Source organism: Pseudomonas sp. BT-42-2 (assembly GCF_025847435.2).
GTDB lineage: Bacteria > Pseudomonadota > Gammaproteobacteria > Pseudomonadales > Pseudomonadaceae > Aquipseudomonas > Aquipseudomonas urmiensis.
This window is the reverse complement of sequence record NZ_JAOYTM010000006.1, coordinates 239188-258788: the sequence shown is the minus strand read 5'-3', so window position 1 is coordinate 258788 and position 19601 is coordinate 239188. Positions and strand designations below refer to the sequence as shown.

Annotated in this window: 19 protein-coding genes; 10 read left to right on the top strand and 9 right to left on the bottom strand. The window is 61.8% G+C overall.

Annotation, left to right across the window (positions count from 1 at the left end):
- Window positions 1-22 precede the first annotated feature (22 nt).
- On the bottom strand, window positions 23-1465 hold the full coding sequence (gene zwf, locus OIU19_RS05815) for a glucose-6-phosphate dehydrogenase (RefSeq protein ID WP_264234084.1): 1443 nt from the start codon (window positions 1463-1465) through the stop codon (window positions 23-25).
- A 103-nt stretch (window positions 1466-1568) separates the two neighbouring features.
- On the opposite strand from zwf, the gene hexR reads away from it, so the two are divergent.
- Window positions 1569-2435, top strand: coding sequence for a transcriptional regulator HexR (gene hexR, locus OIU19_RS05810; RefSeq protein WP_186553073.1), 867 nt, complete (start codon window positions 1569-1571; stop codon window positions 2433-2435).
- 159 nt (window positions 2436-2594) lie between these two features.
- Window positions 2595-2813, top strand: coding sequence for a PA3496 family putative envelope integrity protein (locus tag OIU19_RS05805; RefSeq protein ID WP_264234082.1), 219 nt, complete (start codon window positions 2595-2597; stop codon window positions 2811-2813).
- Here OIU19_RS05805 and OIU19_RS05800 read toward each other — a convergent pair.
- On the bottom strand, window positions 2755-3717 hold the full coding sequence (locus tag OIU19_RS05800; protein WP_319004487.1) for a LysR family transcriptional regulator: 963 nt from the start codon (window positions 3715-3717) through the stop codon (window positions 2755-2757). The genes OIU19_RS05805 and OIU19_RS05800 overlap by 59 nt on opposite strands.
- Before the next feature lie 189 nt (window positions 3718-3906).
- On the opposite strand from OIU19_RS05800, the gene OIU19_RS05795 reads away from it, so the two are divergent.
- Together OIU19_RS05795 and oadA are read left to right on the top strand one after the other, a co-directional pair.
- On the top strand, window positions 3907-5322 hold the full coding sequence (locus OIU19_RS05795; protein WP_186553070.1) for an acetyl-CoA carboxylase biotin carboxylase subunit: 1416 nt from the start codon (window positions 3907-3909) through the stop codon (window positions 5320-5322).
- Window positions 5323-5333: 11 nt separating this feature from the next.
- The gene (oadA, locus tag OIU19_RS05790) at window positions 5334-7142 is read left to right on the top strand and encodes a sodium-extruding oxaloacetate decarboxylase subunit alpha (protein WP_264234080.1); all 1809 of its coding nucleotides are present in this window, start codon (window positions 5334-5336) and stop codon (window positions 7140-7142) included.
- 139 nt (window positions 7143-7281) lie between these two features.
- Here the strand turns inward: oadA and OIU19_RS05785 are convergent, their stop codons facing one another.
- From OIU19_RS05785 to OIU19_RS05775, 3 genes are read right to left on the bottom strand one after another with little or no spacing between them, the layout of a single operon-like run.
- On the bottom strand, window positions 7282-7959 hold the full coding sequence (locus OIU19_RS05785; protein ID WP_264234079.1) for a GNAT family N-acetyltransferase: 678 nt from the start codon (window positions 7957-7959) through the stop codon (window positions 7282-7284).
- A 14-nt stretch (window positions 7960-7973) separates the two neighbouring features.
- Entirely contained in the window at window positions 7974-8420 is a 447-nt protein-coding gene (locus tag OIU19_RS05780; protein WP_264234077.1) for a GNAT family N-acetyltransferase, read from the bottom strand.
- A gap of 12 nt (window positions 8421-8432) precedes the next feature.
- Window positions 8433-9062: an FMN-binding negative transcriptional regulator gene (locus OIU19_RS05775; protein ID WP_264234075.1), complete on the bottom strand. Its 630-nt coding sequence runs from the start codon at window positions 9060-9062 to the stop codon at window positions 8433-8435.
- Between the two features lie 89 nt (window positions 9063-9151).
- Here OIU19_RS05775 and OIU19_RS05770 point away from each other — a divergent pair, with 89 nt between their 5' ends.
- Entirely contained in the window at window positions 9152-10678 is a 1527-nt protein-coding gene (locus tag OIU19_RS05770; RefSeq protein ID WP_264234073.1) for a PLP-dependent aminotransferase family protein, read from the top strand.
- 123 nt (window positions 10679-10801) lie between these two features.
- Here the strand turns inward: OIU19_RS05770 and OIU19_RS05765 are convergent, their stop codons facing one another.
- The 4 genes from OIU19_RS05765 to aspA all read right to left on the bottom strand — a co-directional run bounded on the left by OIU19_RS05765 (window position 10802) and on the right by aspA (window position 15803).
- Window positions 10802-11905, bottom strand: a complete 1104-nt coding sequence (locus OIU19_RS05765; RefSeq protein WP_264234071.1) for a polyamine ABC transporter substrate-binding protein — start codon at window positions 11903-11905, stop codon at window positions 10802-10804.
- Window positions 11902-12948 (bottom strand): histone deacetylase family protein, encoded by a 1047-nt coding sequence (locus tag OIU19_RS05760; protein WP_264234069.1) that lies wholly within the window; start codon window positions 12946-12948, stop codon window positions 11902-11904. The genes OIU19_RS05765 and OIU19_RS05760 overlap by 4 nt, the downstream gene beginning before the upstream one ends.
- A 274-nt stretch (window positions 12949-13222) precedes the next feature.
- Entirely contained in the window at window positions 13223-14215 is a 993-nt protein-coding gene (locus OIU19_RS05755) for an AraC family transcriptional regulator (RefSeq protein WP_264234067.1), read from the bottom strand.
- Window positions 14216-14378: 163 nt separating this feature from the next.
- Window positions 14379-15803 (bottom strand): aspartate ammonia-lyase, encoded by a 1425-nt coding sequence (gene aspA / locus OIU19_RS05750; RefSeq protein ID WP_186553061.1) that lies wholly within the window; start codon window positions 15801-15803, stop codon window positions 14379-14381.
- 180 nt (window positions 15804-15983) lie between these two features.
- On the opposite strand from aspA, the gene OIU19_RS05745 reads away from it, so the two are divergent.
- The 5 genes from OIU19_RS05745 to OIU19_RS05725 all read left to right on the top strand — a co-directional run bounded on the left by OIU19_RS05745 (window position 15984) and on the right by OIU19_RS05725 (window position 19596).
- On the top strand, window positions 15984-16913 hold the full coding sequence (locus OIU19_RS05745) for a LysR substrate-binding domain-containing protein (protein ID WP_264234064.1): 930 nt from the start codon (window positions 15984-15986) through the stop codon (window positions 16911-16913).
- A gap of 172 nt (window positions 16914-17085) precedes the next feature.
- Complete coding sequence (purE, locus tag OIU19_RS05740) at window positions 17086-17577, top strand: 5-(carboxyamino)imidazole ribonucleotide mutase (protein WP_264234062.1); 492 nt, start codon at window positions 17086-17088, stop codon at window positions 17575-17577.
- Between the two features lie 10 nt (window positions 17578-17587).
- Complete coding sequence (locus tag OIU19_RS05735) at window positions 17588-18670, top strand: 5-(carboxyamino)imidazole ribonucleotide synthase (RefSeq protein WP_264234060.1); 1083 nt, start codon at window positions 17588-17590, stop codon at window positions 18668-18670.
- A gap of 97 nt (window positions 18671-18767) precedes the next feature.
- Complete coding sequence (locus OIU19_RS05730; protein WP_264234058.1) at window positions 18768-19013, top strand: GlsB/YeaQ/YmgE family stress response membrane protein; 246 nt, start codon at window positions 18768-18770, stop codon at window positions 19011-19013.
- A 49-nt stretch (window positions 19014-19062) separates the two neighbouring features.
- Window positions 19063-19596, top strand: coding sequence for a DUF3299 domain-containing protein (locus OIU19_RS05725; protein WP_264234056.1), 534 nt, complete (start codon window positions 19063-19065; stop codon window positions 19594-19596).
- The last annotated feature ends 5 nt before the right edge of the window (window positions 19597-19601 follow it).

The following is a 19601-nucleotide window of genomic DNA, read 5'->3' as shown; positions in this document are numbered from 1 at the left end:
TGCACATGCAGTCAGAAAACTTTCAGCTATGCCAAGCTCTTCCCTGGCGAGTCAGCAGGGTGTTGGCAGATTCGGGGCCATTACTGCCTGCGTGATAGGGGCGCGGTGCCTGGAAGTGTTCTTCCCAACCTTTGAGCATCGGGTCGATCCAGGCCCAGGCCGCCTCGACCTCGTCGCGGCGCATGAACAAGGTCGAGTCGCCGTCGAGCACATCCAGCAGCAGCCGCTCGTAGGCTTCCCAGCGACGGGTCTGGCCGAATACCTGGGCCAGGTTCAGGTCAAGTTCCACCGGTTCCAGGCGCATGCCCTTGCCTGGGCTTTTGGTCATCATGCGCAGGCTGATGCGCTCGTCGGGTTGCAGTTGGATAAGCAGTTGGTTGACCTGGCCGCCGCTGAACAGCTCATGCGGCACCGGCTTGAACTGGATGACGATCTGCGAGGTGCGGCGCGCCATGCGTTTGCCGGTGCGCAGGTAGAACGGCACGCCGGCCCAGCGCCAGTTGTCGATCTGCGCCTGGACGGCAACGAAGGTCTCGGTGTCGCTGTCATTGTCGACGTCTTTTTCAAAATAGTAGGCCGGCACTTCCTGGCCACCGATACGCCCGGCACTGTATTGGCCGCGCACGGTCTTGTCCTGCACATCCTGGCCAGTGATCGGCTTGAGCGCGCGGAGAATCTTCACCTTCTCGTCGCGCACCGCTTCGGCGTCGAATTGCGCTGGGGGCTCCATCGCCACCAGGCACAGCAACTGCAGCAGGTGGTTTTGCAGCATGTCGCGGGTGGCGCCAGCACGGTCGTAGTAACCGCCACGATTCTCCACCCCCAAGGTTTCACAGACGCTGATCTGCACGTGATCGACCTGGCCATTGCGCCAAACCGGCTCCAGCAGGGCATTGGCAAAGCGCAGCGCCATCAGGTTCTGCACAGTTTCCTTGCCCAGGTAGTGGTCGATACGAAACACCTGCGATTCATCGAATACTGCGCCGATCGCTTCGTTGATCGCGGTGGCCGACTCCAGCGAATGGCCGATGGGCTTCTCCAGCACGATACGTGCTTCGTGATCGGCCAGCCCGGCGATGCGCAGGTGATTGGCAATGGGCACGAACAGGTTGGGCGCGGTCGCCAGGTAGTAGATCCGCGCCAGTCCTCCTGGCTCGCCGAGATAGCGCGCCAGGCGGCCGAAGTCGGCGCTTTGCGAGGCGTCCATGGGGAAGTAATCGAGCCTGGCGCTGAAGCGCCACCAGACTTCCTCTTCGAAATCGTGGCGGGCGATCTGGGCCCGGCAATGGCGCTCGGCGAGTTTCAGGTAGTCGTCACGGCTCAGGTTGCGCCGGGCCAGAGAGATGATCCGCACCGCATTGTGCAGGCGTGCCTCGCGATACAGGTGGTAGAGCGCCGGCAGCAATTTGTGCAGGGCCAGGTCGCCCGTGCCGCCGAAGACCAGAATGTCGCAAGGAATAGTCAAGCCACCACTCTCCACGTTCGTTTAACTGGGCGGGTTGCCGGTCATGTAGTATAACTACAAGAAAGCTACATCCCGGCCAGCCGATCATAACCGAGTCCAGCCCGTGAATCTGTTGCAACATATCGCCCAATCGCGCCATCTGCTGCGCAAATCGGAACTGAAAGTGGCTGACCATGTGCTACTTGATCCGGCTGCCGTCATGCACAGTTCCATGGCGGATCTGGCGCATAACGTTGGTATCAGCGAGCCGACCATCGTGCGTTTCTGCAGGGCGATTGGCTGCTCTGGATTTCAGGACCTCAAGCTCAAGCTGGCGCAAAGCCTGGCCGCTGGCGCCAGCTTCGGCCAGTTCGCGATCCATGAAGACGACTCGGTCGCCGACTACAGCCTGAAGATCTTCGACACCACCCTGCACACCTTGATGGAAGTGCGCGAGCATCTCGATCCGCACGCGCTGCAGCAGGCGGTAACGGCCATGGCCCATGCCCAGCGCGTGGAGTTCTATGGTTTTGGCGCGTCGGGTGCGGTGGCTGCCGATGCCCAGCACAAGTTCTTCCGCCTGCTGCTCAGCGCGGCGGCCTATTCCGACCCGCACATGCAGGCGATGTCGGCAGTGACCTTGAAGCCTGGCGATGTGGCGGTGTGTATCTCTCAGTCGGGGCGTTCCAAGGATCTGTTGATCACCGCCAACCTGGTGCGTGAGAGCGGCGCCAACCTGATTACCCTGTGCCCGAGCCAGACGCCGTTGGCCGAGTTGTCCACGGTCAATCTGGCGATCGATGTGCATGAAGACACCGAGATCTACACCCCGCTGACCTCGCGTATTGCTCACCTGGTGGTGATTGACGTGCTGGCCATGGGCGTGGCCATGGCGCGTGGGCCGAGCCTGGTCAATCACCTCAAGAGCGTCAAGCGCAGCTTGCGTAGCCTGAGGTTGTCGCCCAAGTCGATCAAGGCCATGGACGATTGATTCAGGGTGCCGGTGGCGGTTTCATCGCGGGGTAAGCCCGCTTCCAGGTGAGACCGGCACTGACACGGCACATTTCATCGATCTGTCACCCTTCGGCCGCGAAATCGTAAAATCTTCGAGCCAGTCTGAAACTCCCGCACTCGATCAGGGAGACAGGCAATGGCTCGTGACTTCGATGGCTCGTATCAACCCAACGCCAAGGCTCGCAAGCAAGCTGAGAAAGATCAGCGCCGGATGGAGTTTCGTCGCGCGATCGAAAGCTACTCCGAGCAACGTCAATTGCTGCGCGAAATCGCCGATTATCCCGACCTGAGGGAGATTACCGTGTGGCAGGTATCGGCGGCAGCTTCCCCGAAAAACGCTCCACAAGCGCGCTGATCAGCGCACGTTCGCTGCGAATGAACGCCAGAAATGCCAAGGCCACCGGCGACTGCCGCTTGGCCTTGGACTGCACCACGCACCAGCTGCGGTACAGCGGCAGTTCCTCGACCGGCAACTCCTTGAGCACTCCGGTGGCCAATTCCATGTTCACCGCGTGGCGGGTCAGCAGGGCAACTCCCAAGCCTGCGATCACGCATTCGCGCTGGGCATCGGCGGAGGCCACTTCGAGGGTCTGGGTGAAGTGCACGCGCTTGTCCTTGAAGTACTCCTCGCAGGCCTTGCGCGTACCCGAACCCTGTTCACGGATCAGCAGGGTATGAGGTTCCAGGTCCTGCAGGCGCAACTGCTCCAGCTTGCACAGCGGATGATCCGGCGGCGCCACCGCAACGATCGGGTTGTTCAGGAATGGCAAGAACTCCAGGCCCATGTCCTGCGGCACCATGGACATGATGATCAGGTCGTCGCGGTTATCCGAAAGGCGCCGAATGGCCTGGGCGCGATTGACTACCGTGAGGGTCAGATTGACCTCCGGGTGACGCTGTTTGAAGGCAGCGAACAGGTGTGGCACGAAGTACTTGGCGCTGGATTCGATCGCCAGTTTCAACTGCCCTTGCAGTGAACCCTGCATGTCCGACAGCTGCATATCGAGGTTCTCCAGCCGCCCGAAGATATCCCGGCTGGCGCGCTGCAAGGCCTCGGCGGCTTCGGTGAGGTAGAGTTTCTTGCCGACATATTCGAACAGTGGCTGACCGACCAGCTCTTCAAGCTGGCGGATCTGTAGACTAACGGCGGGTTGCGTCAGCGCCATCTCCTCGGCGGCCCGGCTGTAAGAACGCAAATCGCACACCTCATTGAAGATCTGCAATTGACGCAATGTCATACGCATCAATGACTTACGCATTTTTCTCCGCGCTCCGGCAAAACCTTGTTACGTGACTATAAGCTTTTGCTAATGCTGCCTCTAATAAATATTGATTTTTGTTTATCGTCCTTCAGCGCTAGGGTGAATATGCGACTGGCCAACTGCATCTGGTCACGCGCCGACCGGTAGAACCGGATCGTATGTTCCATCGGCTTTGGGAAGACTCCAGTGATAAAAAAAATCCTGATCGCCAACCGGGGTGAAATCGCAGTTCGGATCGTGCGGGCCTGCGCCGAAATGGGCATTCGCTCGGTGGCGATCTTTTCCGACGCCGACCGGCATGCCTTGCACGTCAAGCGCGCCGACGAGGCCTACAGCATTGGTGCCGAGCCACTGGCCGGCTATTTGAACCCGCGCAAGCTGGTCAACCTGGCTGTGGAAACCGGCTGTGATGCCTTGCATCCTGGCTACGGTTTCCTTTCGGAAAACGCCGAACTGGCAGAAATCTGCGCCGAGCGCGGGATCAAGTTCATCGGCCCGTCCGCCGACGTCATTCGCCGCATGGGCGACAAGACCGAAGCGCGCCGCACCATGATCCAGGCCGGGGTGCCCGTGACCCCAGGTACCGAAGGCAACGTGGCGGATATCCACGAAGCCTTGAGCGAAGGCGAGCGTATTGGCTACCCGGTCATGCTCAAGGCCACCTCCGGTGGCGGCGGCCGTGGTATTCGTCGCTGCAACAGCCGTGAGGAGCTGGAGCAAGCCTTCCCCCGGGTGATCTCCGAAGCGACCAAGGCGTTCGGTTCGGCCGAAGTGTTCCTGGAAAAGTGCATCGTCAATCCCAAGCACATCGAGGCGCAGATCCTGGGTGACAGCTTTGGCAATGTGGTGCACCTGTTCGAGCGTGATTGCTCGATCCAGCGCCGCAACCAGAAGCTCATCGAGATCGCCCCAAGCCCACAGCTGACTCCAGAGCAGCGCGCCTACATCGGCGACCTGGCGGTACGTGCGGCCAAGGCGGTGGACTACGAGAACGCCGGTACCGTGGAGTTCCTGCTCGCCGATGGCGAGGTGTACTTCATGGAAATGAACACCCGGGTTCAGGTGGAACACACCATCACTGAAGAAATCACCGGCATCGACGTGGTCCGTGAGCAGATTCGCATCGCCTCCGGCCTGCCACTGTCGGTCAAGCAGGAAGACATCCAGCACCGCGGCTATGCGTTGCAGTTCCGCATCAATGCCGAAGACCCGAAGAACAACTTCCTCCCCAGCTTCGGCAAGATCACTCGTTATTACGCACCGGGCGGCCCAGGCGTGCGTACCGACACGGCGATCTATACCGGCTACACCATTCCGCCGTTCTACGACTCGATGTGCCTGAAACTGGTGGTCTGGGCGTTGACCTGGGAAGAGGCCATGGACCGCGGCCTGCGGGCCCTGGACGACATGCGTGTGCAGGGGGTCAAGACCACCGCCGCGTACTACCAGGAAATCCTGCGTAATCCGGAATTCCGTAGCGGCCAGTTCAATACCAGCTTCGTTGAAAGCCACCCAGAACTGACCAACTACTCGATCAAGCGCAAACCCGAAGAGCTGGCCCTGGCCATCGCCGCCGCCATCGCCGCCCACGCAGGCCTGTGAGGAACCCCATAATGTCCAAGAAAATTCACGTAACCGACACGATCCTGCGCGACGCCCACCAGTCCCTGCTGGCCACTCGCATGCGCACCGAAGACATGCTGCCGATCTGCGAAAAGCTCGACAAGGTCGGCTACTGGTCGCTGGAAGTGTGGGGCGGCGCCACCTTCGACGCCTGCGTGCGCTTCCTCAAGGAAGACCCGTGGGAGCGCCTGCGCAAACTGCGTGCGGCACTGCCCAACACCCGCCTGCAGATGCTCCTGCGCGGGCAGAACCTGCTCGGCTACCGCCACTACAGCGATGATGTGGTCAAAGCCTTCGTGGCCAAGGCTGCGGTCAACGGCATCGACGTATTCCGCATCTTCGATGCGATGAACGACGTGCGTAACTTGCGCGTGGCCATCGAAGCGGTCAAGGCTGCCGGCAAGCACGCCCAGGGCACCATCGCCTACACCACCAGCCCGGTGCACACCATCGATGCCTTCGTTGCCCAGGCCAAGCAGATGGAAGCCATGGGTTGCGACTCGGTGGCAATCAAGGACATGGCCGGCCTGCTGACCCCATACGCCACCGGCGAGCTGGTCAAGGCGCTGAAGGCCGAGCAGTCGCTGCCGGTGTTCATCCATTCGCACGACACCGCCGGCCTGGCTGCCATGTGCCAGCTCAAGGCGGTAGAAAACGGCGCCGACCACATCGACACCGCCATCTCCAGCTTCGCCTGGGGCACCAGCCACCCAGGCACCGAGTCGATGGTCGCCGCGCTCAAGGGCAGCGAGTTCGATACCGGTCTGGATCTGGAATTGCTGCAGGAAATCGGCCTGTACTTCTACGCGGTGCGTAAGAAGTACCACCAGTTCGAGAGCGAATTCACTGCGGTGGACACTCGCGTTCAGGTCAACCAGGTGCCTGGTGGGATGATTTCCAATCTGGCCAACCAACTCAAGGAGCAGGGCGCTCTCAACCGCATGAACGAAGTGCTGGCGGAGATCCCGCGGGTGCGTGAAGACCTCGGCTTCCCGCCGCTGGTCACCCCGACTTCGCAGATCGTCGGTACCCAGGCGTTCTTCAACGTGCTGGCCGGTGAGCGCTACAAGACCATCACCAACGAGGTGAAGCTGTACCTGCAAGGCGGTTACGGCAAAGCGCCTGGCGTGGTCAACGAGCAGCTGCGCCGCCAGGCGATCGGCAGCGAAGAGGTGATCGACGTCCGCCCAGCCGATCTGCTCAAACCAGAAATGACCAAGCTGCGTGCCGAGATCGGTGCCCTAGCTAAGAGCGAAGAGGACGTACTGACCTTCGCCATGTTCCCGGACATTGGCCGCAAGTTCCTCGAAGAACGTGAAGCTGGCAGCCTCAAGCCTGAAGAGCTGCTGCCAATCCCTGAAGCGGGCGCTGCCGCGTCGGTGGGCGGCGAGGGCGTACCGACCGAGTTCGTCATCGACGTCCATGGCGAGACCTACCGCGTCGACATCACCGGTGTCGGCGTCAAGGCCGAAGGCAAGCGGCACTTCTATCTGTCGATCGATGGCATGCCGGAAGAAGTGGTGTTCGAGCCGCTCAACGACTTCGTTGGCGGTGGCGGCAGCAAGCGCAAGCAGGCCAGTGGTCCCGGCCACGTCAGCACCACCATGCCGGGCAACATCGTCGATGTGCTGGTCAAGGAAGGTGATGTGGTCAAGGCGGGTCAGGCGGTACTGATCACCGAAGCGATGAAGATGGAGACCGAAGTGCAAGCGGCCATCGCAGGCAAAGTCGTCGCCATTCATGTGGCTAAAGGTGACCGGGTAACCCCGGGCGAAATCCTGATCGAGATCGAAGGCTGAGCCCAGCCTTCATCTACAAGCGGTTAACCTCACTGGGGAGCGATAGCTCCCCTTTTTTTGTGTGCTTGACCGCTATCGCGGGGCAAGCCTACCCGTGGGAGCGGGCTTGCCCCGCGATAGCGGTGGTACTGACAACGCCTCACTTCAGCTTGGCACGACAAGCTTGCAGTGATTCCACCTGCCCCTGGGCCGGTTGGTTATCCTCGCTCAACCACCGCTCAAACCCCGCCGCCACCCCTGGCCACTCTTCATCGGTAATCGAATACCAGGCCGTATCGCGGTTCTGCCCCTTGATCACCATGTGATTGCGGAATACCCCCTCGTAGGTGAAGCCAAAGCGCTCCGCCGCCCGCTTGGAACGGGCGTTGGCGTTGTTGCACTTCCACTCCAGGCGACGATTGCCCAGCTCAAAACCCAGCTTGCCCAGCAAATACACCGCTTCAGTACCCTTCGGTGTGCGCTGCATGGTTGCACCAAAGGCGATGTGGCCGATCTCGATGCGGCCATGCTCGGGCACGATCGACATCAGGCTGAGTATGCCCTGCACCTGGCCGTTGGTGCGGTCGATGACGCTATAGAACAGCGGGTCGCGACTGGCCGCGTTGCCCTCCAGCCAGCGGTCGAAGGCGGCGCGCTCGGCAAATGGGCCGTATGGCAGGTAGTTCCACAGCGTCGGGTCAGACTCGGGGCCTTGCAGCACATCCCACAGGTCTTCGCCATGGCGTCTCGCATCAAGCTTTTCCAGGCGAATGAACCGCCCCTCGATGGGCTCGGCCTGAGGAACGATAGCGGGCTTCCAGTGCGACAGCTGACTCATATGTGGCTCCTGTGTTACAGCGCTTTGCGAAATTGGATGAAGCCCGGACGTTCCGCGACCTGTTCGTACAGGCTGATGGCGGTAGCGTTGGTCTCGTGAGTCAGCCAATGCACCTTGATGCAGCCAGCGGCCTTGGCTGTGGCATACACCTGTTCGATCAACCGGCGGCCAACACCCAGGCCACGCTGATCTGCGTCTACGTACAGATCCTGCAGGTAGCAGGAATTTTCGATGCTCCAGTTGGAACGATGATAGATCCAGTTGACCATGCCCACCGCCTTGCCATCGACCCAGGCCAGCGCTGAATGGGTGGGCTCCTGCGGGTCGAGCAGGCGCTGCCAGGTTACCGTGCTGACCTCGGCGGGCAGCTCGGTCTGGTAGAAGCGCAGATAGGCTTGCCACAGAGGCAGCCAGGCGGCGTGGTCGTTGGCATTGACCGGGCGGATGGTGACGGTGGACATGGGGCTATCCCTTCAGAGTGGGCGCATGTGCGCGGCAAGTTGTTGGTCCTGATGATCGGCGCTGTTGGCCAAGCCTTCGCGCACGCCTGCGATGTCCTCGGCCGAGCGGTTCTGACTGAGCTTGCGCGCACCTTGCAGGCGGGTGATGGGCAAGCGGAAACCGACAATCGCGCGCAGCATGCCGTCGATGTAGTCACTGGGCGCGTCACTGACTTTCCATGGTTGGCTGCGGCCTTGCTCATGCAGGTCGCTCAGGCGGCTGACGATGTCCAGCAGGCCGGCTGCATCGGGGATCACTTGAGCACAGCCGTAGGCATGCACGGCCAGGTAGTTCCAGGTGGGGACCACCTTGTGGTGCTCGGCCTTGCTTGGGTAGAAGCTCGGGCTGACGTAGGCGTCGGGCCCGGCGAACACCATCAACGCTTCGCCGCCTTGTTCCAGGGCCTGCCATTGCGTGTTGGCCTTGGCCAGGTGGCCGTAGACGGTGCCGAACTCGCCTTCGCCTGTGTCGATCAGTACTGGTAGGTGGCTGGCGAGCAAGCCTTGCTCGCCATGCGTCACCAGCACGGCCAGGCGGGTTTCCAGCATCTGCTGGTGCAGGCGCCCAAGGTCGTGCTCCTGATGGGGTTTGCTGTTGTACATGGCAGGTTCCTTGTCGAATGGCCCCATCCTAGGCAGGCTATTGGTCTAGGTTAAGAGCCATTCGAGACAGATTTTATAGGTCCAATCCCATGAGCGAACGCCCCATCGTGTTGCCCTTCGACCCCGCTGGGATCGTCCTCGATCAACGTCGCGGCCTCAGCCAGCAGCTCTACCAGGCTTTGCGTGCGCGGGTGCTGGATGGCCGCCTGAGCAGCGGCACACGGCTGCCGGCCACCCGCGATCTGGCCAGTATGTTGGCGCTTTCGCGCAACAGCGTAGTGCGTGCCTACGACCAGTTGTATGCCGAGGGTTACATCGAAAGCCGGGTAGGGGACGGCACCTATGTAAGTCAGCTGCCAAAACTATCCACACAACTGTCCACAGGGTTATCCCGTGGGTTATCAACAGACTTATCCACATTTCCTGTGTCTGATACTGTTGATTTGTCCAGCAGTGACCGCTCCAGCGAGCCTCTGGAGCGTCTGAAAAATCATCATTTGCCTGCGCCCAGAAGCGGTCCACCGCGGGCGTTTCGGGTGGGTATTCCTGCCTTCGATCTATTCCCATTCGACGTGTGGGCCAAGCTGCAAGCGGGTTTCTGGCGAAATCCAGAGCCTGCGCAGCTAGGCTATGGCGACCCGGCAGGAGAGCCTCAGCTGCGTGAATTGATTGCCGCCTACCTGCGCCGCTCCAGGGGCATGTCGTGCAGCGCTGGACAAATTGTGATCACCAGTGGCGCACAGGAGGCCATCAGCCTTTGTGCACAGTTGCTATTGCATCCCGGCGAGGCGGTGGCTGTGGAAAACCCAGGGTATCGCGCCGCTGGGCACGCCTTTGCCCTCGCCGGTGGGCGAGTGCGTGGGGTGCCAGTGGATGACGAGGGGCTCGATTGCGCCAAGCTCGCACAATTGGCTGATTGTCGTTTGGCCTATGTAACGCCGGCCCATCAGTACCCCACAGGGGTGACCATGAGCCTGGCCCGGCGTTTGTCGCTGCTGGCCTGGGCCGAGCGCCAGGATGGCTGGATCATCGAGGACGACTACGACGGTGAGTACCGCTACAGCGGCGCGCCGCTGGCGCCGTTGGCGGCACTCGATCGGCAGGGGCGGGTGCTGTACGTCGGCACCTTCGGCAAGATCGCCTTTCCCGCGCTGCGCTTGGGTTACCTGGTGTTGCCGCAGCGTTTGGTCGAGGCGTTCAGTCAGGCCCGGGCCTTGGCGGTGCGGCATTCGGAAGTGGGTACCCAGTGTGTGATGGCCCAGTTCATGGCCCAGGGGCATTTTCTGCGGCATATCCGTCGCATGCGCCGGGCGGCGTTGAGCCGGCGCAATGTGCTCAAGGCCGGGTGGCCGGAGGGAGTTGCCGGCTTGGGGGCGATGCCGGAGGTGTCGGCGGGGCTGCATGTGAAAGTGGCTGTGGATAACCTTGCCCGCGAGCGTGAATTGGTCGCACAGGCCGAGGCGGTAGGGGTGGAGGTGAATCCGTTGAGTAGTTACTGGTTGGAGGACAGCGAGGTGCCTGTGGATAAGCGGGCGGGGCTGGTGCTGGGGTTTGCGGCGGTGCCGCAGGCGCAGATTGCCGATGCGTTGATGCGCTTGCGTAAGGCCTGGAGGTAGCCAGGCCTACTTTGCGGCCTATCGCGGGGCAAGCCCGCTCCCACGATTCAAGCGCTCTAGGGATCGTTGCGTGGGAGCGGGCTTGCCCCGCGATGGGCTGCGTCGCAGCCCCAAAATCTCCAATCAGGTCCCGGACTTGATTCGCGTCCAAGCCCGAGTCCGCGCCCGTTCGGCATCCCGTGGCAGCGGCTTGAGCGTGTACAGCTTGGCCATCGCTTCCTCGGTCGGATACAGATTCGGGTTGTTCCGAATCGCTGGGCTGACCTTCTGCGTCGCATCCTTGTTCGGATTCGGATACCCGACAAAGTCGCTGATCGGCGCAATTACCTCCGGGCGCAGCAGGTAGTTGATGAACACATGCGCATCCTCAGGATTGGCCGCGCCTTTCGGAATCGCCAGCATATCGAACCAGATCGGCGCACCTTCTTTGGGCAGGCGCATATCCACCACCACGCCATTCTTGGCATCGCGCGCGCGGTTGGCGGCTTGGGAGAAGCTGCCGGAGTAGCCTACGGCCACACAGATATCGCCATTGGCGATGTCCGCCATGTACTTGGAGGAGTGGAAGTAGGTGATGTGCGGGCGAATCTTCAGCAACAGTGCTTCGGCTTTCTTGTAGTCATCCGGCTTGCCGCTATTAGGGTCCAGGCCCAGGTACTTCAACGCCAGTGGCAGGATCTCGGACGGCGAATCGAGCAGGGCCACACCACACTGTTTGAGCTTGGCGATGTTTTCTTCCTTGAAGATCAGGTCCCAGCTGTCCACCGGGGCATCGGCGCCGAGCACAGCCTTGACCTTGTCTGGGTTGAAGCCGATCAGCACAGTGCCGTACATGTAGGGCACGGCGAACTTGTTACCGGGATCGTTGGCTTCGATCAGCTTCATCAGTGCTGGGTCCAGGTGCTGCCAGTTCGGCAGCTTGCTGCGGTCCAGCGGCTGGAACACGCCAGCCTCGATCTGCTTGGCCAGGAACACATTGGAGGGCACCACCACGTCATACCCGGAGTTGCCGGTGAGCAGCTTGGCTTCCAACGCCTCGTTGGTGTCGAAGATGTCGTAGACCAGCTTGACCTGGCTGTCCTTCTGGAAGTCGGTCAGGGTCTGCGGGGTGATGTAGTCGAACCAGTTGTAGACGCGCAGGGTGCGCTGTTCGGCATGGGCTTGCAGGGCGCCAGCGGCAAGGCCGGCGACCAGCAAGGGGGCAAACAGTCGCTTGAGTCGTTTCATGGCCTGGCTCCTGGTTGGGCGCGCTGGAAGCCCTCCAGCACATTGACCGCGTTGATGCCGATTTCCTCCACAGCGTAGCCGCCTTCCATCACGAACAAGGTTGGCTTGCCGAGCCGGGCGATGCGCTCGCCCATTTGCAGGTAGTCGGGGCTGTCGAGTTTGAACTGCGAGATCGGGTCATCCTTGAAGGTGTCCACGCCCAGGGAGATCACCAGCACGTCCGCTGCATAGGCATCGATGCGCTGGCAGGCGTCTTCCAGGGCCTGGCTCCAGGCCGCCCAGTCGCTACCGGCGGGCAACGGATAATTGATGTTGCAGCCTTCGCCAGCGCCCTCGCCAGTCTCGTCGGCATAGCCGAGGAAGAACGGGAACTCATCGACCGGATCGCCGTGGATCGAAGCGAAGAACACATCGTTGCGGCTGTAGAAGATGTCCTGGGTGCCGTTGCCGTGGTGGTAGTCGACGTCGAGGATCGCCACCTTGCTGTGGCCTTGGTCGAGAAAGGCTTGGGCAGCGATGGCGGCATTGTTCAGGTAGCAGTAGCCGCCCATGACTTCGCCAGCAGCGTGGTGCCCAGGAGGTCGGCACAGGGCGAACGCCGAATGGGCGCCTTGCTGGATGGCCGCCTGTGCGGTCAGCGCGACCTGCGCGGCGCTGTAGGCTGCTTGCCAGGTGCCCGCAGTGATCGGCGCGCCGGCATCGAAGCTGTAGTAGCCCAGCTCGCCGTGCAGCCCGGTCGGTTTGACCTGGCGCAGGGTGCGTGCCGGCCAGGTGAACGGCAGCAAGTCGCCGTCATGGCCCAGTGCGGCCCAGCGGGCCCAGGCGCCTTCGAAGAAGTTCAGGTAGTCGGCGCTGTGGATCCGCTGTAGGGGGGCACGGCCGAAATCGGTCGGGCCTTGGACTGGGCCCAGGTTGCGCTTTTTGACTTGATCGAGGACATGATGGGCGCGCGAGGGCATTTCAAAGCAAGGCATCAGCTTGCCATCGATCAGCTCGCAACGGCCGTGGTGCAGGCGGTGATCATCGGAATAGATCGTCAGCATTTGTTGTTCTCCGAAGGTTACTGGCGTTGGCCATTGTCAGTGGCTGGCCGGTGGTGGAGAACGATGGTGGTGGCCAAAAGGGGATCGATGTGGCCAAGGCGTGTGAGTCGGTAAGCACGTTTTGTGGTTGATAGGTCGGGCCTGTTCGCGGGCAAGCCCGCTCCCACAGGGTTTTGCATTGCCCCTAAGATCTGTGTTGCAGGCGTGTATGCCGCTCTTGAAGCTGGCGCGGTACCTGTGGGAGCGGGCTTGCCCGCGAACAGGCCGGAACGGGTCAACCGCGAAAATGGCTGGGCGCCACGCCGCTCCAGCGCTGGAAGGCATGGCGGAAACTGGCGGTCTCGCTGAAGCCCAAGGTCTCGGCAATCCGATAGATCGGCATTTGGTCCTCGGCCAGCAGCTGCTTGGCCCGCTCGAAGCGCAGCTCATCCAGCAGCTGTTGATAACTACTGCCCAGCGCTTGCAGATGGCGGCGCAGGGTGCGCGACGAGCAGTTCATCTGCCGCGCCAAACCTTCCAGCCCGGGCGCTGCGTCCAACTGCTGGATCAGCAACTGGCGAATCCGCCCCAGCCAGGCCTGGCGCCCGGTGAACTCAAGGTTCAATAGCCGGCAGCGCTCGCTCATGGCTTTATGAGTTACCGGATCGGCCAACGGCAGCGGCATGTCCAACCAGCGCCGTTCGAAGGCAAAGGCGTTGTCGCCGGCGGCAAACCCCAACGGGCAGGGGAATGCACCGCTATAAAGCGCGTGATAGCTGGGTTGGGCATGTTCGAAGCGTGCTGCCAGCAACGGCAGCGGGCGGCCAAGCAGGTCGTCGCAGATGGTTTTCAGCGACACCAGGCAGAACTCGGCATTGAAAGTCGCCAGCGCTGGGCTGTCGCGGTAATCGCTGGCGCTGAACCAGATTCGCTGGCCATCGTCGATCAGGCGAAGCTCGAAGACTGTTCCCAGCAGTGCCGGATAGCGCAGGGCCAGGCGCAGGGCGTCACCCAAAGTGGCACTGGAGAGCAAGGCGTAACCGAGCATGCCGTAGCACGACACATGCATGCGCCGGCCCAGCTCCAGGCCGATCTCCTCGCGCCGGGCCACGGCGTTGGCACACACCTGCAATTCTTGCTGAGTGGTGATGCGCGCATCGGCATGGCCCAGGTCAGCCGGGCCAATGCCGCTGCCGGCTAGCAGGCTCGACGCATCGCAGCCGCTCTCTTGGAAAACCTTGAGAATCAGCGAAACGGCGTTGAGGGTGGTCAGGTGGCTGTGCAGCATGCTCGGCAATCCCGTGGGTTGGGAGCCATTATGGAGCAAGTTGTGTGCCGGGCGTCTGTTCCAAGCCGGGATAAAAAAAGGGCCCGGAGCGTGCGCTCGGGCCCTTGAAAGGTCGAGAGGTGTCTAGTCCCTCAAACCTGGTGAGACAGGTTGCAGTCGTCGGTTACGCCTTCAGCGGCACCAGACGTGGAGCGATCATGTTTTCCGGACGCAGGATGTCGTTGAGCATCGCTTCGTCCAGCAGCTTCTCTTCGCGCACCAACTCCAATACGCCGCGGCCGGTTTCCAGGGCAACGCGGGCGATACGGGTGGCGTTTTCGTAGCCGATGTACGGGTTCAGGGCGGTGACCAGGCCGATCGAGTGCTCGACCAGTTCACGGCAGCGCTGTTCGTTGGCAGTGATGCCGACGATGCAGTGCTCGCGCAGCATGTCCATGGCGCGTTGCAGCAGGCGGATCGAGTCGAAGATCTTGTAGGCGATCAGCGGCTCCATCACGTTCAGCTGCAGCTGGCCACCTTCGGCGGCGACGGTCAGTGCCAGGTCGTTGCCCATGATGGCGAAGGCCACTTGGTTGACGGCTTCCGGGATTACCGGGTTGACCTTGCCTGGCATGATCGAGCTGCCTGGCTGACGCGCTGGCAGGTTGATTTCGTTGATGCCGGTACGTGGGCCGCTGGACAGCAGGCGCAAGTCGTTGCAGATCTTCGACAGCTTGACCGCGGTACGCTTGAGCATGCCGGAGAACAGCACGAAGGCGCCCATGTCGGAGGTGGCTTCGATCAGGTCGGCAGCCGGAACCAGCGGCTGGCCGCTGATGGTCGCCAGGCGCTGTACCGCCAGCATCTGGTAGCCCGGGTCGGCGTTGATGCCGGTACCGATGGCGGTGCCGCCCAGGTTGATTTCGGTGAGCAGTTCCGGCGCCAGCGAGCGCAGACGGTTGAGGTCTTCGGTCATGGTGGTGGCGAAGGCGCGGAATTCCTGGCCGAGGGTCATCGGCACGGCGTCTTGCAGCTGGGTACGGCCCATCTTCAGGACGTGGTCGAACTCTTTACCCTTGGCCGCGAAGGCTTGGATCAGGCTGTCGAGGCTGGCCAGCAGGGCGTCGTGACCCAGCAGCAGACCCAGGCGGATCGCGGTCGGGTAGGCGTCGTTGGTCGACTGCGCCATGTTGACGTCGTTGTTCGGGTGCAGGTACTGGTACTCACCCTTCTGGTGGCCCATGGCCTCCAGCGCGATGTTGGCGATCACTTCGTTGGCGTTCATGTTGGTAGAAGTACCAGCACCGCCTTGAATCATGTCCACCACGAACTGCTCATGGTAGTCACCGCGGATCAAACGGGCGCAAGCCTCGCTGATGGCGGCGTGCTTGGCATCGCTCAAGTGCCCCAGCTCACGGTTGGCGTCAGCAGCTGCCTGCTTGACCATCGCCAGGCCGACTACCAGTTTCGGGTAGTGCGACAGCGGAACACCGGAGAGGTGGAAGTTGTTGGCAGCGCGCAGAGTCTGGATGCCGTAGTAGGCATCGGCAGGGACTTCAAGGGTACCAAGCAGATCTTTTTCGACGCGGAACGATGCAGCGGAGGACATGATGGATATCATCTCGAGTTTGACCCGGCACCTGCCGGAATGGCGCCAATCCTAGGCCGGGGCAGATTTGTCGGCCAATGCTGTTAGACGCTAACCTATGCACAAACGGCATAGTGATTGATGTGACGTCAATTGACATTCGAGCGTGTTCCATTTTGGTGCACGCCGGGAGATGGCTTCATGAACCTCGAAAGCAAATGGCTGGAAGATTTCAGCGCGCTGGCCTCAACGCGTAGTTTTTCCCAGGCGGCGGAGCGACGTTTCGTCACCCAGCCAGCCTTCAGTCGACGCATACGCAGCCTGGAAGCGGCACTCGGGCTGACCTTGGTGAATCGTTCCCGCACGCCGATCGAACTGACTGAGGCGGGGCAGCTGTTTCTCGTCACGGCGCGTACGGTTGTCGACCAGTTGAGCGAAGTTCTGCGCCATTTGCATCATCTGGAAGGTGGCCAAGGCGAGGTCATCCAGGTAGCGGCGGCGCACTCGTTGGCGTCGGGGTTTTTCCCCCGTTGGGTGGCCCAGTTGCGCAACGATGGTTTGAACATCGCCACGCGCCTGGTTGCGACCAACGTCGGTGATGCGGTGCATGCCTTGCGCGAAGGTGGCTGCGATTTGATGCTGGCCTTCTATGACCCCGATGCGGCGCTGCAGATGGATGCCGAGATCTTCCCGTCATTGCATATGGGCACCACCGAGATGCTGCCGGTATGCGCCGTTGGTCCTGACGGCAAGCCGTTGTTCGATCTGGAAGGTGACGCCAGCGTGCCGCTGCTGGCCTACAGCGCTGGAGCATTCCTCGGGCGTTCGGTGAGTCTTCTGCTGCGCCAGCGCAACCTGCGCTATACCACTGTCTATGAAACGGCGATGGCCGACAGCCTTAAAAGCATGGCCCTCGAGGGTATGGGCGTGGCCTGGGTCCCACGGCTGTCGATGCAGGGCGAACTGGCCCGCGGTGAGCTGGCCGTTTGCGGCAGCAGCGCCTGGCACGTGCCGCTGGAAATTCGTCTGTACCGCTGCGCCCTGGTACGCAAGGCCAACGTGCGCTTGCTGTGGCGCAAGCTCGAAGGCGGCGCAGTTGACTCAAAAGTCAGCCAAACCCCCGAAAAATAAGGCCGACAGTTGGTCGCCAGGGGTGCCGAGATGCTATCGCGTTACGTTATACTGCGCGGCCCCTCGACCGGATAGATTCCGGTCATGATCAGCAAACAAGCCACGCCGGTCGTCCCGCGTGGCTTGTTGTTTTTTGACGCGCCTGCGGGCGCACAAGCGAAGAGGCTCGACGATGAGTGCACTGGTTGGCGTGATCATGGGCTCCAAGTCCGATTGGTCCACCCTTAGCCACACCGCCGATATGCTGGAAAAACTCGGCATTCCCTACGAAGTGAAGGTGGTTTCCGCCCACCGCACCCCGGATCTGCTGTTCCAGTATGCCGATGAGGCCGAAGGCCGCGGCATCGAGGTGATCATCGCCGGTGCCGGTGGCGCCGCCCACCTGCCAGGCATGTGCGCCGCCAAGACTCACCTGCCGGTGCTCGGCGTGCCAGTACAGTCGTCGATGCTGTCGGGCGTCGACTCGCTGCTGTCGATCGTACAGATGCCAGCCGGTATTCCGGTTGCCACCCTGGCCATCGGCAAGGCTGGCGCGATCAATGCCGCGCTGCTGTCGGCGAGCATCCTCGGTGCCAAGCACCCGCAGTTCCACGCGGCGCTCAAGCAGTTCCGCACGGAGCAGACCGAAACCGTCCTGGACAATCCTGACCCGCGTCAGGCTTGAGGCTTACGACATGAAGATCGGTGTAATCGGTGGCGGCCAGTTGGGCCGCATGCTGGCCCTGGCGGGCACTCCGCTGGGCATGAACTTCGCTTTCCTCGACCCGGCGCCGGACGCTTGCGCCGCGCCATTGGGCGAGCACCTGCGTGCCGACTACGGCGACCAGGACCATCTGCGCCAGCTGGCCGACGAAGTCGACCTGGTGACCTTCGAGTTCGAAAGCGTCCCGGCCGAGACCGTGGCCTTCCTCTCGCAGTTCGTTCCGGTCTACCCGAGCGCCGAAGCGCTGCGCATCGCCCGTGACCGCCTGTTCGAAAAGAGCATGTTCCGCGACCTGGGCATCCCTACCCCGGCGTTCGCCGACATTCTCTCTCAGGCGGACCTCGATGCGGCAGTCGCCAGCATTGGCCTGCCAGCTGTGCTCAAGACCCGCACCCTGGGTTATGACGGCAAGGGCCAGAAGGTGCTGCGCAGCGCTGAAGACGTGGTCGGCACCTTTGCCGAACTGGGCAGCGTGCCATGCCTGCTGGAAGGCTTCGTGCCGTTCACGGGCGAAGTGTCGCTGGTGGCCGTGCGTGGCCGCGATGGCGAAACCCGCTTCTACCCGTTGGTGCACAACACCCACGAGAACGGCATCCTGCGCCTGTCGGTGGCCAGCGAAGACCACCCGTTGCAGGCGCTGGCTGAAGACTACGTCGGTCGCGTGCTCAAGCAGCTCGACTATGTCGGCGTGATGGCCTTCGAGTTCTTCGAGGTCGACGGTGGCCTGAAAGCCAACGAAATCGCCCCGCGCGTCCATAACTCCGGGCACTGGACCATCGAAGGCGCCGAGTGCAGCCAGTTCCAGAACCACTTGCGCGCCATTGCCGGCTTGCCGCTGGGGTCGACTGCCAAGGTCGGCGAGAGCGCCATGCTCAACTTCATCGGCGAAGTGCCGGCAGTGGACAAGATCGTCGCCCTCGACGACTGCCACCTGCACCACTATGGCAAGGCCTTCAAGGCTGGCCGCAAGGTCGGTCACGCCACCCTGCGTTGCTCGGATATGGCTACCCTGCACGACAAGATCGCCGAAGTAGAGGCGTTGATCGCCGGCTGATTGAACCTCTGTGGCCGGCAAGGCCTCTGAGATGGCAACAAGCCAAAGCGCTGACTAGGCTTTGGCTTGTTTTCATCTTCACTGCAGAGGGATTGCCATGGGCATCATTGGAACCATCTTCATCGGCCTGATCGTCGGCCTGCTGGCCCGCTTCCTCAAGCCTGGGGACGACAGCATGGGCTGGATCATGACCATCCTGCTGGGTATCGCCGGCTCCCTGCTGGCCACCTACGGCGGCCAGGCATTGGGCATCTACCAGGCCGGGCAAGCGGCAGGCTTCTTCGGCGCACTGGTTGGCGCCATCGTGCTCCTGGTGATCTACGGTCTGATCAAGAAACGCTGATTACAGATAGAATGCCCGGTAATTCAAACTGAGTTGCCGGGCATTTTTTATGCGTGCGTTTTTCCTTATCCCGATGTTGCTGGTAGCTAGCCTGGCTCACGCCGAACTGCCTGAAACCGACTGGCTCGAACTGATGCCCAAGTCGGACCAGAAGGCGCTGGAGCTGATGCCGGAAATCGATCACAACTCGCCTGAAGCGATGGGCACCTTCACCGACAAGGGCGGCCTCAAGCAGAGCAAAGGCTTGCCGGCGGTGATGTACTCGACCAAGACCGTGGCGGCGATGAATGGTAAACAGATTCGCCTGGGTGGGTATCCGGTGCCGCTGGAGAGCGATGCCAAGGGCAACAGCACATTGTTCTTCCTGGTGCCGTATCCAGGGGCCTGCATCCACGTGCCGCCGCCGCCGCCCAACCAGCTGGTGCTGGTACGCTATCGGCGGGGGCTGAAGATCGATGACATCTATACGCCGCTGTGGGTCAGCGGGACGTTGAAGGTGGAAACGGTCAGCAATGACCTGGCGGATGCGGCGTATGCGCTGGATGCAGGGCAGGTGAGGGTGGTGGAGGATGCCGACCTCTGATGGTA

Excerpts from the sequence above, each read along its gene's own strand:
- OIU19_RS05805 (WP_264234082.1), top strand. The coding sequence starts at position 2,595 with ATGGCTCGTGACTTCGATGGCTCGTATCAACCCAACGCCAAGGCTCGC.
- OIU19_RS05800 (WP_319004487.1), bottom strand. The coding sequence starts at position 3,717 with ATGCGTAAGTCATTGATGCGTATGACATTGCGTCAATTGCAGATCTTC.
- oadA (WP_264234080.1), top strand. The coding sequence starts at position 5,334 with ATGTCCAAGAAAATTCACGTAACCGACACGATCCTGCGCGACGCCCAC.
- OIU19_RS05785 (WP_264234079.1), bottom strand. The coding sequence starts at position 7,959 with ATGAGTCAGCTGTCGCACTGGAAGCCCGCTATCGTTCCTCAGGCCGAG.
- OIU19_RS05780 (WP_264234077.1), bottom strand. The coding sequence starts at position 8,420 with ATGTCCACCGTCACCATCCGCCCGGTCAATGCCAACGACCACGCCGCC.
- OIU19_RS05775 (WP_264234075.1), bottom strand. The coding sequence starts at position 9,062 with ATGTACAACAGCAAACCCCATCAGGAGCACGACCTTGGGCGCCTGCAC.
- OIU19_RS05770 (WP_264234073.1), top strand. The coding sequence starts at position 9,152 with ATGAGCGAACGCCCCATCGTGTTGCCCTTCGACCCCGCTGGGATCGTC.
- OIU19_RS05765 (WP_264234071.1), bottom strand. The coding sequence starts at position 11,905 with ATGAAACGACTCAAGCGACTGTTTGCCCCCTTGCTGGTCGCCGGCCTT.
- OIU19_RS05760 (WP_264234069.1), bottom strand. The coding sequence starts at position 12,948 with ATGCTGACGATCTATTCCGATGATCACCGCCTGCACCACGGCCGTTGC.
- OIU19_RS05755 (WP_264234067.1), bottom strand. The coding sequence starts at position 14,215 with ATGCTGCACAGCCACCTGACCACCCTCAACGCCGTTTCGCTGATTCTC.
- aspA (WP_186553061.1), bottom strand. The coding sequence starts at position 15,803 with ATGTCCTCCGCTGCATCGTTCCGCGTCGAAAAAGATCTGCTTGGTACC.
- OIU19_RS05745 (WP_264234064.1), top strand. The coding sequence starts at position 15,984 with ATGAACCTCGAAAGCAAATGGCTGGAAGATTTCAGCGCGCTGGCCTCA.
- purE (WP_264234062.1), top strand. The coding sequence starts at position 17,086 with ATGAGTGCACTGGTTGGCGTGATCATGGGCTCCAAGTCCGATTGGTCC.
- OIU19_RS05735 (WP_264234060.1), top strand. The coding sequence starts at position 17,588 with ATGAAGATCGGTGTAATCGGTGGCGGCCAGTTGGGCCGCATGCTGGCC.
- OIU19_RS05730 (WP_264234058.1), top strand. The coding sequence starts at position 18,768 with ATGGGCATCATTGGAACCATCTTCATCGGCCTGATCGTCGGCCTGCTG.
- OIU19_RS05725 (WP_264234056.1), top strand. The coding sequence starts at position 19,063 with ATGCGTGCGTTTTTCCTTATCCCGATGTTGCTGGTAGCTAGCCTGGCT.